Origin of the sequence: Vibrio sp. V01_P9A10T6 (assembly GCF_963877065.1) — a bacterium.
Lineage (GTDB): Bacteria > Pseudomonadota > Gammaproteobacteria > Enterobacterales > Vibrionaceae > Vibrio > Vibrio anguillarum.
Genome location: NZ_CAWNTB010000133.1, coordinates 1 through 2,194, shown reverse-complemented (window position 1 = coordinate 2,194; position 2,194 = coordinate 1). Strand labels below are relative to the sequence as shown.

Here is a 2,194-nt window from a genome sequence, read left to right as displayed (position 1 = left end):
AGGTGACATTATGACAAAACGTACAAGACGACTATTTAGCGCAGAATTTAAGTTAGAAGCAGCGCAGCTAGTCTTAGACCAAAATTACTCAGTGACGGAAGCAGCCCAAGCCATGAATGTGGGCAAGTCCACGATGGATAAATGGGTTCGCCAGCTTAGAGAAGAACGCCAAGGGAAAACACCGAAAGCTTCACCTATGACCCCTGAGCAAATAGAAATTAGGGAATTGAAAAAGAAGCTGGCTCGCCTTGAAGAGCATAATGAAATACTAAAAAAAGCCACGGCTCTCTTGATGTCGGACTCACTGAACAATTCTTGATAATCAAGAAACTCAAGCAGAGCCACAGCGTAAAAATATTATGCGAAATCTTCAATGTTCATCGAAGTAGTTATAACTATTGGCTTAAGCGCCCAGCGTTAATTAATGCGGAAACAATAAAACTGCGCAGCTTGATTAGCGAGGCTCACTCCGCAAGCAATGGCTCTGCGGGAGCGAGAACCATTGCAGATATAGTCACAAATCAGGGTGTAAAGCTGAGCCGATACCGAGCAACAAAGCTAATGAGAACTCTTGGTTTAGTGAGCTGCCAAGAACCAAAGCATCGTTACAGAAAGGCTTCACAAGAACATATTGACGTTCCAAATCACTTAAGTCGTCAATTTGCTGTTACGGCTCCAAATGAAGTCTGGGCTGGCGATGTTACGTATATTTGGACGGGTAATCGGTGGATGTATTTAGCGGTCGTTATCGATCTTTTTGCCCGCAAAGTGATTGGTTGGTCGATGTCTTTATCACCGGATTCTAGGCTAACAGGCAAAGCTCTTTCGATGGCCTATGAGTCTCGTGGTAAGCCTAAAGGTGTTATGTTCCATAGCGATCAAGGCAGTCATTATACTAGCCGTAAATACCGTCAATTGCTGTGGCGCTTTCAAATAAAACAGAGTTTATCTCGCCGAGGAAACTGTTGGGATAATGCGCCGATAGAGCGCTTCTTTAGAAGTTTGAAGACGGAATGGGTGCCAACTGTGGGTTATCATAGCTTCGCTGAGGCTCAACAAGAGATCACCCGCTACATTATCGGATATTACTGCCAACTCAGGCCACATCAGTATAACGGTGGTCTAACTCCCAATGAATCAGAACGATTATATTGGGAAAACTCTAAAACCGTGGCCAATTTTAGTTGACCACTACAGCTAGGCCTTTCTCTTCATACAATGGAGCACGATACTGTTCCATATAAATGGTCAGCATGATGTAATCATCGGCTGTCAGCTCAATTTGCCTATAAGAGTGTATTGTTTTGATAGACGGTGGATTTTTCCTTGGGTCTAAAACATCATCTGGCAAGTTTTGAACAACCAGGATGTAATGTACGTCTCCATTAGCATCAGGCAGGGACTCACCGATGCAATCGGTCATTAGCAATAGCACCTCGCCAACCCGCAATCCATAGTTGAACATTAATCGATGAATGAGATAATTTCGATACTGTTGAAACCCCTCTGAAAAAGGGTTTTGAGGATTGATTACAGCCTCAAATAATTCGCCACTCTTTGTGTCCACAAATTCAGGAGTCGAAGGAAGGAGCATGTTGGTTAGCTCAATTGATTGCTGTGCTTCCAAACTCTTATAACTATGAGCAGGTTCGTTTTGAGACACTTTCGTTTTATCAAATGTCTTAATTTTATGCTTTAGGTTTGATTCGTTGCTCAAGTGGCTATTGCTCGCATCTGCTGGCGACATGTCTTGATATCTCAGGTTCATATAACGATCATTGAGATACCTAAAAAACTTACCAACATTTCTAATGTGAGCACCATAGCTGGTTTTGTTCGCTTTACTGATTGCTAGCGGCAACAAGCCGATAGGTTGAATGTCTTGCTCATCAATCAGATGCTGTTTCGTAAGGAGGTAATGAAAGAAACCGTCAAGCTCTTCTATAAAGTGCGAAATGTTATAAGTCTTGGTGTGAAAATCGAAGTCAAATGTAGTTTTGTGTTTTTTGTAATAATACTCATGAAAAAAGCGCAGCGAAGAAAGAATATTTTCTTGTGTACCAAGTGCTTTGTTACTCAGCTCATTCATTCCATATATCGAAACGAACATGGCAGGTAGGGTGGTTATGTTATCAATCAGGATATGAGAGCGCTGACCGTTTCTTTCTGTATGTATAATTGAATAAGCCATGAA

At 42.0% G+C, this 2,194-nt stretch carries 2 protein-coding genes; one reads left to right on the top strand and one right to left on the bottom strand.

The genetic code is table 11. The features are described from left to right. The first annotated feature begins 10 nt into the window (after nt 1-10). Nucleotides 11-1,188, top strand: a protein-coding gene (locus AACQ21_RS07035) for an IS3-like element ISVch4 family transposase (RefSeq protein WP_105977130.1) whose coding sequence is annotated in 2 segments (ribosomal slippage) — nt 11-269 and nt 269-1,188 — 1,179 coding nt in all. Because the reading frame shifts where the segments join, the coding sequence is not laid out codon by codon here. Here AACQ21_RS07035 and AACQ21_RS07030 read toward each other — a convergent pair. Further along, nucleotides 1,181-2,194 (bottom strand): site-specific integrase (locus AACQ21_RS07030; protein WP_219884455.1); only part of this gene is annotated, 1,014 nt, incomplete at its 5' end. The genes AACQ21_RS07035 and AACQ21_RS07030 overlap by 8 nt on opposite strands.